At 60.9% G+C, this 16,847-nt stretch carries 16 protein-coding genes; 9 read left to right on the top strand and 7 right to left on the bottom strand.

The features are described 5' to 3' along the window. Window positions 1-55: 55 nt before the first annotated feature. Window positions 56-769 (top strand): CerR family C-terminal domain-containing protein, encoded by a 714-nt coding sequence (locus CI807_RS23165; RefSeq protein ID WP_095016382.1) that lies wholly within the window; start codon window positions 56-58, stop codon window positions 767-769. Between the two features lie 14 nt (window positions 770-783). Here the strand turns inward: CI807_RS23165 and CI807_RS23160 are convergent, their stop codons facing one another. After that, entirely contained in the window at window positions 784-1,545 is a 762-nt protein-coding gene (locus CI807_RS23160) for an SDR family oxidoreductase (RefSeq protein WP_095016381.1), read from the bottom strand. A gap of 65 nt (window positions 1,546-1,610) precedes the next feature. Further along, window positions 1,611-2,135 carry a phospholipase D family protein gene (locus tag CI807_RS23155; protein WP_095016380.1) on the bottom strand — a complete coding sequence of 175 codons (525 nt, stop codon included), beginning with the start codon at window positions 2,133-2,135 and terminating at the stop codon, window positions 1,611-1,613. 175 nt (window positions 2,136-2,310) lie between these two features. On the opposite strand from CI807_RS23155, the gene CI807_RS23150 reads away from it, so the two are divergent. From CI807_RS23150 to CI807_RS23135, 5 genes are all read left to right on the top strand, one after another. Next, window positions 2,311-2,775, top strand: a complete 465-nt coding sequence (locus CI807_RS23150; RefSeq protein WP_095016379.1) for a hypothetical protein — start codon at window positions 2,311-2,313, stop codon at window positions 2,773-2,775. A 123-nt stretch (window positions 2,776-2,898) separates the two neighbouring features. Next, entirely contained in the window at window positions 2,899-3,060 is a 162-nt protein-coding gene (locus CI807_RS31500) for a hypothetical protein (protein ID WP_177003748.1), read from the top strand. 270 nt (window positions 3,061-3,330) lie between these two features. After that, on the top strand, window positions 3,331-3,939 hold the full coding sequence (locus CI807_RS23145) for a LysE family translocator (RefSeq protein WP_025999861.1): 609 nt from the start codon (window positions 3,331-3,333) through the stop codon (window positions 3,937-3,939). A gap of 314 nt (window positions 3,940-4,253) precedes the next feature. After that, complete coding sequence (locus CI807_RS23140; RefSeq protein WP_095016378.1) at window positions 4,254-5,261, top strand: GlxA family transcriptional regulator; 1,008 nt, start codon at window positions 4,254-4,256, stop codon at window positions 5,259-5,261. A gap of 34 nt (window positions 5,262-5,295) precedes the next feature. Then, window positions 5,296-6,222 carry an ADP-ribosylglycohydrolase family protein gene (locus tag CI807_RS23135; RefSeq protein ID WP_095016377.1) on the top strand — a complete coding sequence of 309 codons (927 nt, stop codon included), beginning with the start codon at window positions 5,296-5,298 and terminating at the stop codon, window positions 6,220-6,222. Window positions 6,223-6,295: 73 nt separating this feature from the next. Here CI807_RS23135 and CI807_RS23130 read toward each other — a convergent pair whose 3' ends face one another. From CI807_RS23130 to CI807_RS23110, 5 genes are read right to left on the bottom strand one after another with little or no spacing between them, the layout of a single operon-like run. Then, window positions 6,296-7,534 carry an FAD-binding oxidoreductase gene (locus tag CI807_RS23130; RefSeq protein ID WP_095016376.1) on the bottom strand — a complete coding sequence of 413 codons (1,239 nt, stop codon included), beginning with the start codon at window positions 7,532-7,534 and terminating at the stop codon, window positions 6,296-6,298. Window positions 7,535-7,537: 3 nt separating this feature from the next. Next, window positions 7,538-9,109 (bottom strand): aldehyde dehydrogenase (NADP(+)), encoded by a 1,572-nt coding sequence (locus tag CI807_RS23125; RefSeq protein WP_095016375.1) that lies wholly within the window; start codon window positions 9,107-9,109, stop codon window positions 7,538-7,540. A gap of 60 nt (window positions 9,110-9,169) precedes the next feature. Next, complete coding sequence (locus CI807_RS23120; RefSeq protein WP_095016374.1) at window positions 9,170-10,117, bottom strand: dihydrodipicolinate synthase family protein; 948 nt, start codon at window positions 10,115-10,117, stop codon at window positions 9,170-9,172. 42 nt (window positions 10,118-10,159) lie between these two features. Beyond that, window positions 10,160-11,086, bottom strand: a complete 927-nt coding sequence (locus CI807_RS23115; protein WP_095016373.1) for a 4-hydroxyproline epimerase — start codon at window positions 11,084-11,086, stop codon at window positions 10,160-10,162. A 14-nt stretch (window positions 11,087-11,100) separates the two neighbouring features. Continuing rightward, a complete protein-coding gene (locus tag CI807_RS23110; RefSeq protein WP_095016372.1) occupies window positions 11,101-12,720 on the bottom strand; it encodes an APC family permease in 1,620 nt (539 codons plus the stop codon). 186 nt (window positions 12,721-12,906) lie between these two features. Here CI807_RS23110 and CI807_RS23105 point away from each other — a divergent pair, with 186 nt between their 5' ends. From CI807_RS23105 to CI807_RS23095, 3 genes are all read left to right on the top strand, one after another. Then, entirely contained in the window at window positions 12,907-13,665 is a 759-nt protein-coding gene (locus CI807_RS23105) for an AraC family transcriptional regulator (RefSeq protein ID WP_095017607.1), read from the top strand. A gap of 86 nt (window positions 13,666-13,751) precedes the next feature. Continuing rightward, on the top strand, window positions 13,752-15,815 hold the full coding sequence (gene treS, locus CI807_RS23100) for a maltose alpha-D-glucosyltransferase (protein WP_095016371.1): 2,064 nt from the start codon (window positions 13,752-13,754) through the stop codon (window positions 15,813-15,815). A gap of 124 nt (window positions 15,816-15,939) precedes the next feature. Next, a complete protein-coding gene (locus CI807_RS23095) occupies window positions 15,940-16,713 on the top strand; it encodes a GNAT family N-acetyltransferase (RefSeq protein WP_095016370.1) in 774 nt (257 codons plus the stop codon). The last annotated feature ends 134 nt before the right edge of the window (window positions 16,714-16,847 follow it).

Raw genomic sequence — 16,847 nt, 5'->3', positions numbered from 1 at the left:
TCGCGAATTTTTGTCAACTGGTATATTTTGGTCCGGTATTCGAATGGAGTTGCACATGGCACGACATAAACCGGCTGCCGAGGGTGGCTACCAGCGCGGTGAAGAAACCCGGGCACGCATCATCGAGGCGGCTGTCGAGGTGTTTGGCGAGCGGGGCTACGATGGTGCCTCCACCCGTGATATCGCCACCGTTGCTGGCGTCAACGCGCCTGCGATCCAGTACTACTTCGATGGCAAGGAGGGCGTGTACCTGGCGTGTGTCGAGCATTTGATCGCGCTGCTGTGGCGCAAAATGTCGCCGTCCGTAGAGGCGGCGGAGAGCGCGCTGGCGGATGCCGGTTCAGACGACAGCGCCTTGATCGACGCCTCGCTGGGCATTCTGGGCACCGTGGTCTCTACCATCCAGGACAGCCCGCAAACCACGGCTTGGCGTGCGTTCATGGACCGCCACCAGGCGGGCCTGTGCCCTGCGAGTGCAACGATGGCGTTCGAGGAGCGCTTCAAGGCACGCATTGGCCGGGTGATCCGCCTGTTGATCGCACGCCTGGCGGGCTTTGCGGTAGAGGACGAACGCACAGTGATTCACTCAATGGCGCTGTTCACTCAGGGGCTGGCCTTCCGGGTACAGAAGCCCAAGCTGCTGGAAGCCTTGAAGTGGCGCGAAGTGAACCAGCAGGAAATGGAACTGGTGCGAGACGTAGTGCTGATGCAGGCGCGGTTCACCCTGGAAGGGCTGGCCCGGCACCGGGACCAGCAGACTTCCCGCTAATCGGCGGTTGCCGCTTACTTGCCGCCCGTCACATCCAGGAAGGTCCCGGTAATAAACGATGCTTCTGAACCGGCCAGCCAGAGTATGGCGCGAGCCACCTCTTCGGGCTCGCCGCCACGGCCCATCGGAATGCTCTCCTTGACCCGGTCCACACGGCCGGGTTCGCCGCCGCTGGCGTGCATCTCGGTGTAGATATGCCCCGGGCGGACGCAGTTGACGCGGATGCCTTCACGCGCGACTTCCTTGGACAGGCCGATGGTGAATGTCTCCAGGGCACCCTTGGAGGCGGCGTAGTCCACATACTCGTTGGGGCTGCCGAGCCGGGCGGCGCCCGAGGACACATTGATCACGCTGCCGCCCTGACCGTTGTGGCGCAGCGACATGCGTTTCACCGCCTGCTGCGCGCACAGCATCGGGCCGATGGCATTGATCGCGAAGATGCGCTGCATACGCTCAAAGTCGAGGTCTTCAAAGCGTGATTGCAGCGCAATGATTGCGGCGTTATTGACCAGCACGTCAATGCGGCCAAACGCTTCGTCGATGGCGGCGAACAACTGTGCGACCTGTTCGGGGTCCGCACTGTCGGCGCGTATCGCCAAGGCGCGGCGTCCCAGCGCTTGCACATCGGCCACCACACCAAGGGCGGCAGCCTCGTTGCTGATGTAGCTGATGGCAACGTCGTAGCCTTGCGCTGCCGCAAGGCGCGCTGTTGCCGCGCCGACGCCGCGGCTGCCGCCGGTGATCAGGATGACGGGTGCTGAAGAGACGGTATGCATGCCTTGAACCTTTTCTGAGGGCCGAAAGGTCAGCCGATGAAGAACCTGTGGCCCAAGTGCCTGAGTCACTGCACGACGTAGGGCACGCCCAGCGCCCATCGCGACTGCCAGTGCGCCGTATATTGGCGCACAACTTCAGGCGTGTCGCGAAGGATCAGCACATTTTCGGAGTTCATCGTTTCAGCCGAGGCGGTGTAGTTGAATGACCCGGTCTCGACGGTGGTGCCATCGACGATGATCGTTTTGTCATGCTGCAGGTGGAAGTGATCGCTGGTGCGCAGTTCCACGCCGTTGCGGCTGACAAAATCCATGGCTTTCTTGCTGGCTTTGCCCAGGTTGCGTTTTTTATCGATGACGACGCGCACGACGACACCGCGTTTACTGGCGTTGACCAGTGCCTGCATGATGTCGGGCGCCTGGAATGCATAGGCGAGCATCTGGATGCTGTGCTGGGCGCCGTCAATCGTCTGCAGCACCAATTGGCGGGCCGAGCCTTCCGGTGAGAAACCCACTTGAACATCGGGCGCTGCCAGCGACAAGGCGGGGATCCCCAACAGGGCAATCAATACAGCGCATCGAAACGGTTTCATATCATCGGTTCCTGGGGGATTTATGGGCATGTTTGAGCGACCCTTGACCGAAATCCGCTGTGCCTTGTGAATTGTTGTGAAGCGCATGATTAATGGCCCATTGCCCATGCTAACGTCGGCGCCAGGCTATCGTCAGCACGACGATTTCATTCGTACCTTCAGGGGAGCAGCGCCGATGTCTACTACCGTAACGCCCGCCGGCAGCGGGGCAAACACGCCTAAAGCGTCACCTTCGGCGTTCGATGACAAGTTGAACATTGCCAAGTCCAGCAAAGTGATTGCCGACTACATGCGCCAGACCGGCAAGTCGGCCATCACCAAGCAGGAACTGACCCAGTTGGCCAACAATGCCTCAGGCAAAGTGCCGGCCGAGGTTTCCGATGCTGCCAAGTACATGGAGCGTCACCCCGATGTGTTCACCGCCATTGAAACCCATGATGTCCCCGGCGCCGATAACCTCTCGGGTGTGTGGAACTTCGACTGGGCCGCCAACGGTGGGCTCAAAGGTACCGCCACCGATGCCATCGCCAAGATGCAGGATACCTTCGATTTTGCGATCGCCAAGTCGGCGCAAATTACCGAAATCAGCACCGCCAAAAAAGCCGAACTGGACTCGACCAAGCAACGTCCTCAGAACTGACGGCGCCTTGTACCGCGTGGCTTACAAACCCTACCATCAGGTTACACGATAGCCGTGACGCACTGGAGTTGGCGCTGTCTTACCCAACGAGAAGTCAATCTCGTCAAGTAAGAGAGTGTGGTCATGAAGTTGAGTTATCTAACCAAGGCGGCGGTGGTTGTTGCGCTGTTGTCGACGCTGTCGGGCTGCTGGATGTTCATGCCACCGGGTGGTGGCGGTGGTCATGGTGGCGGGCATGGTCAGGGCGGCGGCCCTGGTCCTGGCGGTGGAGGCGGTCCGCGTTAAACAATCGATACGGGAGGCAAGCCATGCGTAATGGCTTGCCTCTTTTTTTGGTCGGGCGAAATCCCAGGCAAAGAAAAGCCCGCGTGGGGAGCGCGGGCTAAAAAGGATGTTCATTAGGAGCTGGATTCACCATATGCCCCTATCTGTGAAAGGTTTGTGAAAGCTTTGGCAAAAAAGTGTATGCCTCAATCGTGCCATGGCTGTACGGGGCAAGGCGGCGCATTACCCTCTACTGTCGCTGGCATACCCCCTCCGTTTGGATGCCGCGTCATGTTCATGTCTACCAGCCTGTTATCAGCTTTTGTGCTGTTCGCCTTCGTGTCTTCGATCACGCCGGGGCCCAATAACACGATGTTGCTCGCCTCGGGCGTGAACTTCGGGTTCCGACGGTCGATGCCCCATGCGCTGGGGATCAGTATCGGGTTCATGCTGTTGGTAATTGCGGTCGGCCTGGGGCTGGGCGAAGTGTTCAAGGTGTTTCCTTGGGCCTATACCCTGCTGCGCTACGTGGGCGCGGCCTATCTGCTGTACCTGGCGTGGAAGATTGCGACGGCGGGCGGCATGTCCGACAGCCCTGATGAGCAGGGCAAGCCCATGACCTTCCTCGGCGCGGCGGCGTTCCAGTGGGTGAACCCCAAGGCCTGGATCATGGCGTTGGGGGCAATCACCACCTACACGCCAGCCGAAGGTTACGTCACCAATGTGCTGGTGATTGCGCTGGTGTTCGCGGTGGTCAACCTGCCCAGCGTCTGTGTGTGGGTCGTGTGTGGCAGCGGCTTGCGCAATGTGTTGCGTGAGCCGCGCTGGTTGCGGGTGTTCAACGGATCGATGGCGGCGTTGCTGGTGGTGTCGTTGTACCCGATGCTGTTTGCCGGCTGACTGTCAGACCGGCGAGATGGTCGCCAGCAGGCCGATGCCGATGGTCAACACCAAAAAGCCGAACAGGAAAAGTGCCATCTTGGTCATAAGGCCTCCAGAGGGAAGGGAGTGGGGATGGCGCTATTGTCCGCCCAGGTGGCGTTTCGATACAGGCGCAGATAGCAAAGAAAAAACCGTATCAGATGCGCCTGGCCCTACTAAGCTGGGGGCTTTGCTCGCTTGTGGTTTTTTCAGGATCAGTGCCTGAGACAGCCAACGCATTTGCCCCTAAGATGGCGCCCATTGCATCAACAATAAGAGTGGGCCAACCCTCGATGGAAAGACGTCAATTCAGCGGTGGCATGAAAGGCAAGAACCTGCGCTACCTCAACGAAACCTCGCAACCGGCGGCGGTCACCCGCGTCGGCTTCCTGTTGCTCGAACACTTCTCCCTGCCGGCCTTCACCCAGACCCTCGACACGTTCGTCACCGCCAACCTGCTGCGTCCCGACCTATTCGCCTCGCGTACGTTCGGTTGTGATGATGGCGAGGTTATCAGCGACCTTGGCCTGGTGATCCGCCCGGATGCGCGCCTGGACGTGGCGGCGCTGCAAGACCTGGAGCTGCTGGTGATCTGTGGTGGTTTCCGCACGGAACTCAAGGCCAGCGAAGACTTCATCCAACTGCTGCGCACCGCCGCCGAACAGGGCATCAGCCTCGCCGGCCTGTGGAACGGCGCCTGGTTCCTGGGCCGTGCCGGTTTGTTGCAAGGCTATCGCTGCGCCATTCACCCGGAGCATCGCCCGGCACTGGCAGAAGTGTCCAAGGCCACCCACGTCACCAGCGAACCCTACGTGATCGACCGCGACCGGCTCACGGCCTCGAGCCCGTCCGGTGCCTTCCACATGGCGCTGGACTGGATCAAGGGCCTGCATGACAAGGCACTGGTCGAAGGTATCGAAGACATCCTGGCCTTTGAAGAGTCCCGCTACCGGCGCATCAAACCCACCGAAAACGTCAGCGTCAGTGCGCCGCTGCGTGAGGTGGTGAAACTGATGGACGCGAACCTGGAGGAGCCTCTGGAACTGGACCAGCTCGCCGTCTACGCCGGCCGCTCCCGGCGCCAGTTGGAGCGCTTGTTCAAGGAACAACTGGGCACCACGCCGCAGCGTTACTACATGGAACTGCGCGTGACTGAAGCGCGGCGGCTGTTGCAGCACACTGAGCTGTCACAGGTGGAGGTGCTGGTGGCGTGTGGGTTTGTGTCGCCGAGTCATTTCAGCAAATGCTATAGCTCGTATTTCGGATATCGCCCCTCGAAGGAGAAGCGGTTGGTCAAGTAAGGTACTGACTGACCGATTTTCTCAAGGAAGGATGATGCCTCTGACTCTTTTGGATCGTTATCGCGGTAGTTTGCTGGGCCTGGCCTGCGGCGATGCAGTGGGCACGACAGTTGAATTCATGCCACGCGACACATTCACACCGCTCACCGATATGGTGGGTGGAGGTCCGTTCAGCCTAAAACCGGGCCAGTGGACAGATGACACCTCAATGGCGCTGTGTTTGGCCGAAAGTCTGCTGCGCAAAGGTGGATTCGACGCAGCCGACCAGATGGGCCGGTACTTGAATTGGTGGAAGTGGGGTTACATGAGCTCCACCGGCGATTGTTTTGATATCGGTACGACCGTGCGCTCGGCACTCACGGCATTTGAGACGCACGGTGATCCATTTGCGGGCTCTACTGATCCTTTTTGTGCGGGCAACGGCTCGCTTATGCGTCTGGCGCCGATAGTGTTGTTTTACTTTCCAGACGTGCAACATGTTGACGATTTTTCCCGTCAAAGTTCTCGTACGACGCATGGCGCTCAAGAGGCAATCGAGTGCTGCGTGGTGCTGGCGCGGGCAATCAGCAATGCGTTGAGTGGTGCGACAAAGGAGCAGATGTTGAGTGTTTCACGCGCCGGTATCTCTGCGCCGAAGGTCGTGGCCATTGCCCAGGGGGATTATTGCAGCAAGAGGCTCGCGCAAATCACGGGTTCTGGTTACGCGGTGGCCTCATTAGAAGCGGCGCTGTGGTGTGTCCTTCAGACTGACAGCTTCGCCGACGCTGTGTTGGCGGCTGCGAACCTGGGCGATGATGCTGATACAACGGCTGCTATCGTTGGGCAATTGGCGGGGGCACATTATGGCGAGCAAGGTATTCCGCAGGCGTGGTTGGAAAAGCTTTGCATGCGTGATGATATTGAAGAAATGGCCGACGCATTGTTCAAGGCCTCTACTAAAAACCGCGTGACTATCAGCTAAGGGAACACGAAGCTCGCTACGGTAGACAGGCTTGTTGTAGTGAGCAGGGCAAGCCTGCTCACTACAACAGGTTTCAGAACCGGTCCAGGCGATAGGGGGCCACTGATGGCGCTTGCCCCCCACTCGCTAACTCACCAACCCACTCCGCCGTCACCGCCGCTTGCGTCAACCCCAGATGCTGATGCCCAAACGCAAGCAGCACCTTCCCATCACACACCCGGTCAATCACCGGCAGCGAGTCCGGCAACGACGGTCGAAAACCCATCCACGGCGTTGCACTTTCTGCACTCAAGTCCTCGCGAAACAACCCCTTGCTCAACCGATGCAGTTGCCAGGCACGCTCCATATTCGCAGGGCGATCAAGGCCGGCGAATTCCACCGTGCCGGCCAAACGCAGGCCATCGGTCATGGGGGTCATGATGAATTTTCGCTCCAGGGAGGTGACCGCAAACGGCAGGCGATGGTGTTCATGGGGCAGCATCAGGTGGTAGCCGCGCTCGGTGTCCAGCGGGACTTTTTTGCCGGTTAGGGCGGCGGTCAGTTTGGCCGAATGGGCGCCGCAGGCAATCAGGACCTGACGCGCGCTCAGCAGCCCCTGGTCAGTGGTGAGTGAAACGCCCTGTGCGTCGACGCGGCCATCCAGCACCCGGCGTTTAAGAAACTGCACGCCGCTGGCCTTGGCTGCCCGCACCAGTTCGCAGACCACGTGATAAGGATCAAGAAAATGCCCGGTGCCGGGAAAAAACAGCCCGCCCTGGATGTTGTCGCTCAACTGCGGTGCAGCCTGGCGTATGGCGTCGCCGGACCAGAACGCCACCGGCACCTGCTGCTGTTGCATGCGCTGCTGCAAGGCATTGAGGGCTTCCCGTGAATCCGCCCGTTCAAACACCAGCAACGAGCCATCCTCACGCAGCAACTCCGAGCGCGCGATGCTGTGCAGCAGGCGCTGCCACGCGCCCAGGCTGCCTTCATTGAGCGCGCGGATACCCGCGACCGTGCGCTGATAGCTCGCCGGTCGCAGGTTCAGCAGCAAACGCACGAACCAGGGCAGGGCGTGCGGCAGGTATTTCCAATCCAGGCGCAGAGGGCCCATGGGGTCCAGCAGCATGCCGGGCAAGCGCTTGAGGATCGACAGGTCGGCGATGGGAAACACTTGCTCGGTCGCCAGGTGCCCGGCATTGCCGTACGACGCGCCCATACCGGGTTCCTGCGGGTCGACCACCAGCACTTGGCGCCCCTGACGAGCCAGTTGCAGGGCACAGGCGACACCGATGATGCCGGCGCCGACCACGATGATATCCGGATCGGACATGGCCTACGCCTCCCTCTGGCCATCGAGCAAGCGCCGCAGCAGCAAAGGGTTGCCGTGCTGGAGCGCGGCAGGCAACAGTGCATCGGGGAAGTCCTGATAACACACGGGGCGCAAAAACCGTTGGATCGCCGCCGTGCCCACCGAGGTGCTGCGCGAATCCGATGTGGCGGGGAAGGGGCCGCCATGCACCATGGCATCACAGACCTCGACACCTGTCGGCCAGCCGTTGACCAGCAGGCGACCGGCCTTGCGCTCAAGCACCGGCAGCAGGGCCTTGGCGTTTGGCAGATCGTCTGCATCCATCTGCAGAGTGGCGGTCAGTTGGCCTTCCAGGTGTTCGGAAACCTGGTGCATCTCCTCGTCGTTGGCGCATGCGACGATCAATGAGGCTGCGCCGAAGACTTCGGCTTGCAGGTGTTCATTCGCTAAAAACGCTTGAGCCTGAGTCACGAACAAGTGGGCCTGGCCTCTATTGGGGCCTTCTGCTGGCAATCCTTTTGCCGCCACCTTGGCGTGCTCTGTCAGTACGGCCACGCCTGCATCGAAGGCGCTGAAAATGCCGGGGGTCAGCATGGTCTGCGCTGCACAGTTGGGCAGTATTTCACTGGCCGATTTGATGAAGCGATCCAGCGCAGGCCCTTGGACCGCGATTACCAACCCAGGGTTGGTGCAAAACTGCCCGGCGCCTTGGGTCAGCGACGCCACGAAGCCTTTTGCCAACGCTTCGCCGCGCGCGCCCAATGCGGCTGGGAACAGATACACCGGGTTGATTGAGCTCATTTCCGCATACACCGGAATTGGCTCGGCCCGTGCTTGCGCCGCCTGTGTCAACGCCACGCCACCGCTGCGCGAGCCGGTAAAACCAACGGCCTTGATGCGCGGATCGGTGACCAGCGCAATCCCCACGTCGCGGCCCGAACCGTACAGCAATGAAAACACGCCCTCAGGCAAGCCACAGGCCTTGACCGCCTGCGCCACCGCCTGGCCTACCAGCTCACTGGTACCTGGATGCGCGCCATGGGCCTTGACCACCACCGGGCAACCGGCGGCCAGCGCAGAGGCGGTATCGCCACCGGCCACGGAAAACGCCAGGGGGAAGTTGCTCGCACCAAACACGGCCACCGGGCCCAGCGCGATATGGCGCTGGCGCAGGTCTGGACGAGGCAGCGGCTGGCGTTGCGGCTGTGCAGGGTCCACCCGCACATCCAGCCATTCTCCGGCGCGTACGGTGCGGGCGAAGGTGCGCAGTTGGCCGCAGGTGCGCCCGCGTTCGCCCTGAATGCGCGTGTGGGGCAGGCCGGTTTCGGCAACGGCACGTTCGATCAGCTCATCACCCAGGGCTTCGATGTGCGTGGCGATGGTCTCAAGAAAGGTGGCCCGAGCTTCCAGCGAGGTTTCGCGATACCCATCAAACGCCGCCCACGCCAAGGCGCACGCCTGGGCCACCTGTTCACCGTCGCCACCGTTATAGGCCGGTTCCATGGGGGTATCGGTGGCGGGATTGATCGCCCGGATCGCCGCGCGATTTCCGGAAATGAGTTGCTGACCGATCAGCATTTTGCCCGTCAGAGTCATGGGATTGTCCTGGTAGAAAAGAGGTTGGCCGCTGCGAGAACCGCAGCGGCGCGCAAGGGATCAGGTGACGTTCTGTTCCGCCGACCAGTTGGCATACCACTGGCGGAACAGCGCGTACTGGTTTTCGGCGTAATGGCGCTGCGCGTCGCTGAGCACGTCGGTTTCATTGAAGTGCAGGGCGTAGCCTTTATCACCATTGAGCACCATCAGGTGCTTGTAATACAGGACCAGGTCGCAGCCTTCATCGAAGGACGACAGCACCGCCAGCGCTGCTTCCAGCTCACGGGCCTGGCGACGGGCTTTGGTATCGCCCTTGGCGGCCTTTTTGCTCAAGGCCACCAGTTGCAGCACTTCCCGGGGCAGGGCGTTGCCGATACCGGTGATGGCGCCTGTGGCGTTGCAGTTGACGAAACCGTGCACTACCTGAGTGTCCACGCCGACCATCAAGGTCACGTTATCGTCCTGGGAGGTGATGTGTTCGGCGGCGTAGCGCAGGTCGGCACCGCCGCCGAACTCCTTGAAGCCGATCAGGTTCGGGTGTTCGCGGCGCAGGTCGAAGAACAGGTCGGCGCGGGTGGCGAAGCCGTAGTAGGGGCTGTTGTAGATCACCGCCGGCAGATTCGGCGCGGCCTTGAGGATGGCCGAGAAGTGCGCCTTTTGCGCGGTGGCCGAGGCACCACGGGACAGCACGCGCGGAATCACCATCAGGCCATGGGCGCCGACCTTGGCCGCATGGGCGGCATGGGCCACGGCTTCGCGGCTGTTGACCGCGCCGGTGCCAACGATGGTCGGCACACCGGCTGCCACCAGGCGTGCCACGCCTTCCTGGCGTTCGGCTTCGGTGAGCAACGGCCAGTCGCCCATGGAACCGCAGTACACCACGGCACTCATGCCGATATCGATCAACTCGCGGCCCTTGGCGACCAGGGCGTCGAAGTCCGGCTTACGCTCGGCGGTGCACGGGGTCATCAGGGCGGGGATGCAGCCGGTGAAGATGTTGTCGCTCATTGTTCTAACTCCTTGGAACGTTCAGTACAAACAGGGAAGGGCTCAGATGCCCCAGGCAAAAGGGTCACGCTCGTCGATCAGCAAGGTGCTGTCGGCGGTCATGTAGGCGCTGCCGGTGATGAAGGGCCGCACGCGGTCGCCGTCCCATTCATAGCGGCCTACGAATTGGCTGCCGGTGATGCTGGCTTGGGTCCAGGTTTCACCGGGCTTGAGTTTTTCATCGGCGGCCAGGCAGGCCAGCTTGGCGCTGGTGCCGGTGCCGCAGGGTGAGCGGTCGTAGGCCTTGCCGGGGCACATCACGAAGTTGCGGCTGTCGGCAAGGTCGTCATCGGCGAACAGTTCGATGTGGTCGATCAGCGCGCCATCCGCACCGTGAATGCCCTGATCCTCCAGGGCCTTGAGCATCGCCCAGGTGTAGTCGGTGAGGGCATCCACGTTGTCCATCTGCAAGCGTTGGCCATGGTCCGACACCAGGAAAAACCAGTTGCCGCCCCAGGCGATATCGCCGTAGACCACGCCATGTCCCGGCACTTCCACCGGCACGTGTTGATGCAAGCGATAGGCGGGCACGTTGCGCAGGGTTACGCTGCCATCTTCGTGCAGCGTGGCCGCCACCGGGCCAACGGGTGTGTCGATCGTGTGCACGCCGGGCTGGATACGCCCCAAGTGGAGCAGCGATGCGACCAAGCCGATGGTGCCGTGGCCGCACATGCCGAGGTAACCGGCGTTATTGAAGAAGATCACGCCACAGATCGCGCCCGGCGTGACGGGCTCGCAATACAGCGCACCGACCAATACATCGTTGCCACGCGGCTCCAGCAGGCAGGCACGGCGCCATTGATCATGCTCGGTGCGCAAGCTGTGCAGTTGATCGGCAATCGTGGCGCCGCTCAGCGCCGGGAAACCGCTCATGACCAGGCGCGTCGGTTCGCCGCCGGTGTGGGAGTCGATCACATGCAGTCGCTTCATAAAAGGCTCCTGAATCAGTAAGTCGCGGGTGTCAGCGGGGCGTGAGGTTCATCGACCGCTTCGCTTTCATCGGCTTCGTGTTCCAGCCGTACCAGGTGAGCCGGTACGCCAGTGGCGGCGCCCCAGTAGTAAATGCCGAGTGCGCAAACGGCGACGACAATGGTGTCGAGCGGGTGGCTGATCACGCCGATGCCGCCAAAACTGCCGAGTTTGGACAGCAGGATGGTCACCGCGTAGAAGCCGATCAGCCACGCAGACGAGCGCACTTGTTGTTTGAGGTTGATGTGTGCGGTTGGCACCCAGCGGGCGCACAGCAGGTACACCACGAACATCAGGATTTGCAGGCCGAGCAGCCAGGACACCGTGCTCCAGCCGGACCAGTACACGATCAGCGCGGCGATGATGAACGACAACGGACCTAGCACCGCCATGCCCTTGACCCGGAACGGCCGCGCCATCTGCGGGGCGTTGCGACGCAGCGCGGCAACAGTCACTGGGGCCACGGCGTAGCTGAGGATCAGCGCCGCAGACACCACATTGATCAGCGCTTCCCAGGACGGAAACGGTAGGGTCCAGAACACCGACAAGCCAAAGGTCAGCCACAGCGCCGGGCGTGGAATGCCGGACTTCTCATCGATACGCGTGAAAATCTTGAAGAACGTACCGGTCTGCGCCCAGCCATACACCACACGAGGTGTGGCGTTCATGTAGATATTGCCGCAGCCACTGGGCGAGATCACGGCATCGGCCACCACCAGGTAGGCCAACCAGCCCACGCCCAGCGCCAGGGCGATATCCCGATAAGGCAGCGCCAGTTCCTTGCTGATCCCGGCCCAGCCATTGGCGAGCATTTCCGTGGGCACGCCACCGAGGAAGGCGGTTTGCAGCAGCACGTAGATCGCGGTCGACAACAACACCGAAAGGATCAAGGCAATTGGAATCGTGCGTTGCGGGTTCTTCACTTCACTGGCCACCGAGATGATCGGCGTCAGGCCCAGGTAGGCAAAAATCACCCCGCCGGCCGACACCGCCATCTCGATGCCCGACAGCCCAAACGGCGCGAAACCCTGCACCTGGAAGTTCGCCGGTTTGAAGAAGGTGAACAGCACGCCAATCACCAACAGCGGCACGATGAACTTGAACACGCTCACCAGGTTATTGGCGATGGCGAAGGTCTTGACGCTGCGGTAATTGAGCACGAAGAACAGGCACAGCAGGGCGAATTGCACCAGCCAGCCGAGGGTGGTCGGGTCGCTGGAACCGGCCTTGGTCAGTTCCGGAAACCACGCCGCCGCATACTGGCGCGAGGCGACCACTTCAATGGCCACCAGGCTGGAAAACGCGATCAGGGTGATGAAGCCCATCAGGTAGCCCAGCAGCGGGCCGTGGGAGTAGACCGGGTAGCGCACCACGCCGCCGGCACGCGGCAATGCGGCGCCCAGTTCGCAATACACGATGCCCAACAGCAGCACCGCGAACCCCCCGATGAGCCAGGAAATAATGCCCGCCGGGCCTGCGATTGCGGATACGTGGCTGGCTGCGAACAACCAGCCCGAACCAAAGATGGCACCCAACCCGATAAAGGTCAGGTCCATCAGGGAAAGCTGTTTCTTGAACTTGCCTTGAGCTGACATAGCGTCGCCTTCTTGTGAGTTATTGGATAGGCATGCAGTGGCCATACAGTGAACTCATGAAGGGCGGCGCGATTGATGTTTTTTGCCGGCATCGATGACGAAATCAGCACAGTTTTGCTTGCTCGACAGGGCGCCGGGCATCGGGCAATCTGCTATCCGTCAGGCCACCAGCGGGGATCGACCGTCATGATGCAGAGCGCGTTTGCGACCCTTTGCCAAGGGAGCAACCCCCAAGACATCGAGCAGTTAGTGGGCAGTGTCGCGCAGCTACTGCCGATGCTGGACGTGATCCCCAATGCGGCAATTTTCATCAAGGACACCCAGGCCCGCTATGTGCTCGCCAACCGCACTCTGGTGCAGCGCTGCGGCCTCAAGCAGTTGCAACCGCTGCTGGGCAAGACCAGTGCCGAAGTCTTTCCCGCGCAATTGGGACCGGGCTACACCGAGCAGGACCGGCGCGTGCTGGAGCAGGGCTTTGTGCTGGAAGATCAGCTGGAACTGCACCTGTACGGCACCCGCGAACCCGGTTGGTGTTTGACCCACAAATGGCCGTTGTACAACCCAATGGGCGCGATCATCGGCCTGGCCGGTATCTCGGTCGACCTGCAAACCGCCAGCGAAAGCCACCCGGCGTACCAGCGCCTGGCCGCCGTGGACGCGCACATTCGCGCGCACTTCAACCGTCGTGTACCCCTGGGTGAATTGACACGGATCGCCGGCATTTCGGTGGCGCAACTAGAGCGCTACTGCAAGCGCGTGTTCCACCTGACGCCACGGCAGATGATCCAGAAAGTGCGGTTGGAGCATGCGCACCGGCTGCTGCACACCGATTTGCCGATCACCGAAGTGGCGCTGCAATGCGGCTATACCGACCACAGTGCGTTTACCCGTCAGTTCAAGGCGTCGACGGGGTTTACGCCGAGGCAGTATCGGCAGTTGGCCTAGTCGCCCACAGTGCAATGCAACGAATGGCCCCGGTTGTGGCTCCTATGCTTACGAGCAACCTTTGGACGACAACAGGGATCAGGCATATGACGGCGGCTGAAAACAACCATGTGAACTGGCTGGTGGAACAATCGATGCTGCACGCGGCACGCCAGCGGGCCAAGCTCTATTCCGGCCAGGGCCGGTTGTGGCAGCAGCCGTACGCGCAGACGCGGCCGCGTGATGCTTCGGCCCTGTCGTCGGTGTGGTTTACCGCGTACCCGGCTTCCATAGTGACCCGCGAGGGCGGCACGGTGTTGGAGGCATTGGGGGATGAGGCGCTGTGGCATGCGTTGTCGAAGATCGGCATCCAGGGTATCCACAATGGCCCGCTGAAGAAGTCCGGCGGCCTGAAGGGCACGCAGCACACGCCAACGATCGATGGCAATTTCGACCGCATCAGCTTCGAGATCGACCCGGAGTTGGGCACCGAGGCGCAGTTGCAGGCGTTGACGCGCATGGCAGCGGCACACAATGCGGTGATCATCGACGATGTGATCCCGTCTCACACCGGCAAGGGCGCGGATTTCCGACTGGCCGAGATGGCCTACGAGGACTATCCCGGCCTGTACCACATGGTAGAAATCCGCGAGGAAGACTGGGCGCTGCTGCCGGATGTCGCCGAAGGCCGTGACGCGCAGAACCTCAGTCCCGCCCAGGTCGACGCGTTGCGTGACAAACACTACATCGTCGGCCCGTTGCAGCGGGTGATCTTTTTCGAGCCCGGCGTCAAGGAAACCGACTGGAGCGCGACAGACGTGGTGCTCGGTGTAGATGGCAAGCCACGTCGCTGGGTGTACCTGCATTACTTCAAGGAAGGCCAGCCATCGCTGAACTGGCTGGACCCGACCTTCGCCGCACAGCAGATGATCATCGGTGATGCGCTGCACGCCATCGACGTGATGGGCGCGAAGATCCTGCGCCTGGACGCCAATGGTTTTCTCGGCGTGGAGCGCAAGCTGGACGGCACGGCCTGGTCCGAGAGCCATCCACTGTCGATCACCGGCAACCAGTTACTCGGCGGCGCGATTCGCAAGGCCGGCGGTTTCAGCTTTCAGGAGTTGAACCTCACTGTGGATGACATCGCTTCCATGTCCCATGGCGGCGCCGACCTCTCCTATGACTTCATCACCCGCCCGGCGTACCAGCACGCGCTGCTGATGGGCGACGCCGAGTTCCTGCGCCTGATGCTGCGTGAAATGCACCGCCAGGGTATTGATCCCGGTTCGTTGATCCATGCACTGCAGAACCACGATGAGCTGACCCTGGAACTGGTGCACTTCTGGACCTTGCACGCCCATGACACCTTCCTGTACCAGGGCCAGACCTTTCCCGGCAACATCCTGCGCGAGCACATTCGCGAACAGATGTACGAGCGTCTGGCCGGTGAGCACGCGCCGTATAACCTCAAGTTCGTGACCAATGGCGTGTCGTGCACCACGGCCAGCATCATCACGGCAGCGCTGGGCATTCGTGATCTGGAGGCGATCACCGCTGCGGATATCCAGCAGATCCGCCAGATCCATTTGCTGCTGGTGATGTACAACGCCATGCAGCCTGGGGTGTTTGCCTTGTCGGGCTGGGACCTGGTGGGCGCGTTGCCGCTGGCGTCCGAAGAGGTCGAGCACTTGATGCAGGATGGCGACACCCGCTGGATTCATCGCGGGGCTTATGACTTGGTGGACCTGAACCCGGATGCGGAGCTTTCGGCGGGCCATATGCCGCGTTCGAAAAGCCTTTACGGCAGCTTGAACAGCCAGTTGCAGGACCCAGCGTCCTTCGCTTCCCAACTGCAGAAAATTCTCGCGGTGCGCCGTGCTTATGACATCGCCGCCAGCCGCCAGATTCTGGTGCCGGAGGTTGAAAACTCGGCGCTGTTGGTAATGGTGCACGAGTTGCCGGCCGGCAAAGGCACGCAAATCACGGCGCTGAATTTCGGTGCAACGCCGATCACCGAAACCCTGAATTTGCCGGATATTGCTGCCGGGATGGTGGTCGACATCATCAATGAACGGGTGGAGGGGGATTTGACGGCGGAAGGAGCATTCACCATTACCCTGGATGCGTATGAGGGGTTGGCGTTGCGGGTGGTGAGTAGTTCACCACAGTAACTTTACCCACCACAAAAGATCGCAACTTATTTCGGAGTTTCCTTACGTTGCCTGCAGAAAGTCGCATGTTAGTGTCCTGCTCACTACTTGCCTCTTACTCGTATGGCAACTCAAAGGAACGGGAATGCGATCTCCGTCGGTATCCAGTGAAGAACATTCAACTGCACAATTTCCGCGTGCAGGGTTAGTGGTCAGTCTCGCCACTCGGCAAGAAGAAATACGTGAGGTGCAACGCCTGCGTTATCGTGTATTTACCGAAACTTTCAAATTATCTGAACTTGCGAATCCTGAGGCGTTAAATATTGACGAGTTTGACGACTACTGCGATCACTTGCTGGTCCGCGACGCCAAGACAGCAGCCGTGGTGGGCACCTACCGCCTGATGGACCCGGCCGCTGCACAGCGCATGGGGCACTACTACTCGGAGAGGGAGTTCGATCTCAGCGCGTTGGCATCGTTGCGCGCCAGGACGGTTGAAGCTGGGCACGCCTGTGTCCACCCCGAATACCGCAGCGGTAGCGTGATCATGCTGTTGTGGTCAGGCCTGGCGAAGTACATGGAACGCCAGGGTTGTGATCATTTGATGGGCTGCGCAAGCGTCAGTCTGTCCGACGGTGGACACGATGCGGCGGCGTTGTATCGCGGTTTTACCGCAGAAAATCGGGCGCCTGCCGACTATCGCGTGACGCCCCATATCCCTTTTCCCCTGGATGAGTTCAAGCCCGGACATGTGCCGCGCGTACCCCCGTTGCTCAAAGGTTATTTACGCAGCGGTGGCTGGGTCTGTGGTGCACCGGCCTGGGATAAGGAGTTCAATGTGGCGGACTTCTTTATGTTACTGCCGCTGTCAAAGTTGGACAGTCGTTATGCGCGACATTACTTAAAGTCTAAACAATAATAAGGGTTTGTTTACTATGTTTTTGAGTGATGAAAGAGATACCGCTTTAGCCTATATTCCCGAGCTGGTGCCTGTTCTTGAGGCGGCCTCACTTATTGAGCTTGAACGTGGCGAGTCCAAGCAACTGGCCACGT

The sequence above is a fragment of the Pseudomonas sp. NS1(2017) genome, from assembly GCF_002269425.1.
GTDB lineage: Bacteria > Pseudomonadota > Gammaproteobacteria > Pseudomonadales > Pseudomonadaceae > Aquipseudomonas > Aquipseudomonas reactans.
Note: the sequence above shows the minus strand (reverse complement) of the source record. Positions and strands in the feature narration are given on the sequence as shown.

Excerpts from the sequence above, each read along its gene's own strand:
- CI807_RS23165 (WP_095016382.1), top strand. The coding sequence starts at position 56 with ATGGCACGACATAAACCGGCTGCCGAGGGTGGCTACCAGCGCGGTGAA.
- CI807_RS23160 (WP_095016381.1), bottom strand. The coding sequence starts at position 1,545 with ATGCATACCGTCTCTTCAGCACCCGTCATCCTGATCACCGGCGGCAGC.
- CI807_RS23155 (WP_095016380.1), bottom strand. The coding sequence starts at position 2,135 with ATGAAACCGTTTCGATGCGCTGTATTGATTGCCCTGTTGGGGATCCCC.
- CI807_RS23150 (WP_095016379.1), top strand. The coding sequence starts at position 2,311 with ATGTCTACTACCGTAACGCCCGCCGGCAGCGGGGCAAACACGCCTAAA.
- CI807_RS31500 (WP_177003748.1), top strand. The coding sequence starts at position 2,899 with ATGAAGTTGAGTTATCTAACCAAGGCGGCGGTGGTTGTTGCGCTGTTG.
- CI807_RS23145 (WP_025999861.1), top strand. The coding sequence starts at position 3,331 with ATGTTCATGTCTACCAGCCTGTTATCAGCTTTTGTGCTGTTCGCCTTC.
- CI807_RS23140 (WP_095016378.1), top strand. The coding sequence starts at position 4,254 with ATGGAAAGACGTCAATTCAGCGGTGGCATGAAAGGCAAGAACCTGCGC.
- CI807_RS23135 (WP_095016377.1), top strand. The coding sequence starts at position 5,296 with ATGCCTCTGACTCTTTTGGATCGTTATCGCGGTAGTTTGCTGGGCCTG.
- CI807_RS23130 (WP_095016376.1), bottom strand. The coding sequence starts at position 7,534 with ATGTCCGATCCGGATATCATCGTGGTCGGCGCCGGCATCATCGGTGTC.
- CI807_RS23125 (WP_095016375.1), bottom strand. The coding sequence starts at position 9,109 with ATGACTCTGACGGGCAAAATGCTGATCGGTCAGCAACTCATTTCCGGA.
- CI807_RS23120 (WP_095016374.1), bottom strand. The coding sequence starts at position 10,117 with ATGAGCGACAACATCTTCACCGGCTGCATCCCCGCCCTGATGACCCCG.
- CI807_RS23115 (WP_095016373.1), bottom strand. The coding sequence starts at position 11,086 with ATGAAGCGACTGCATGTGATCGACTCCCACACCGGCGGCGAACCGACG.
- CI807_RS23110 (WP_095016372.1), bottom strand. The coding sequence starts at position 12,720 with ATGTCAGCTCAAGGCAAGTTCAAGAAACAGCTTTCCCTGATGGACCTG.
- CI807_RS23105 (WP_095017607.1), top strand. The coding sequence starts at position 12,907 with ATGATGCAGAGCGCGTTTGCGACCCTTTGCCAAGGGAGCAACCCCCAA.
- treS (WP_095016371.1), top strand. The coding sequence starts at position 13,752 with ATGACGGCGGCTGAAAACAACCATGTGAACTGGCTGGTGGAACAATCG.
- CI807_RS23095 (WP_095016370.1), top strand. The coding sequence starts at position 15,940 with ATGCGATCTCCGTCGGTATCCAGTGAAGAACATTCAACTGCACAATTT.